General features: G+C 65.7%; 1 protein-coding gene. It reads right to left on the bottom strand.

The features are described 5' to 3' along the window. The coding region (locus tag G6017_RS17050) for a transposase (RefSeq protein ID WP_347238030.1) at nt 1–600 on the bottom strand (600 nt) is incomplete at its 3' end. Nucleotides 601–688 lie beyond the last annotated feature (88 nt).

Below are 688 nucleotides of genomic sequence, written 5' to 3' on the forward strand. Positions count from 1 at the left end.
GGCGGTGTTCGACCCGGCGTTGCCCGGCCGCAGGCTCGCCGCGAGGAACTCGGTCGTGTTGTCGCACCACACGCCGATCGGGTGGTAGCCGAAGGTGCGCTTGTACGTCGGCGCAGCAAGCTCTTTCTCGCTGTGGGTGACCACGATGGTGGCGTCCACATCAAGCACGATTGTGGCTCCCAGGTCCCGGCCCGCACACTTGGATGCGGGCACTCCGCCGGGCAGGAGGGACCACACATGCCGCCGCGTGCGGGCCCGCGCCACCTGGATCTTCTTGCGCTTGCCGGCGGTGACCTCGTCCAGAGTGCGCCACACCGTCGGCGCCGACGCCACCGGGCCCAGAGCGTCAGATTGGTGGCGCAGGACGCCGATGTCGGAGATGGACTCGCCGCCATCTGTGAGCATCACCGCGAGGTCGATCAAGACCCGGCCACGGTCATGGACTGGGATGAACCGTCTGCGAGTCATGGCCTTCGACAGTTCGGCGGTCAGCCCCACTCGATCCGCCAGAAGGCGTGGCGCGATGGCTCCGGCGTGGGAGATCACCCCGACACCATCAGCAGTAACGGACAGGCCAGACGACCACGACGTACGCTTCACCTACCGAGTGCTTTCTGCTGGCGAACATGGAACCTTCGACAAGTCCCAGTTTCCCCTGTTCAGGAAGCACTTCGGCCTATTTTCACCC

Origin of the sequence: Dietzia sp. B44, from assembly GCF_014145245.1 — a bacterium.
GTDB lineage: Bacteria > Actinomycetota > Actinomycetes > Mycobacteriales > Mycobacteriaceae > Dietzia > Dietzia natronolimnaea.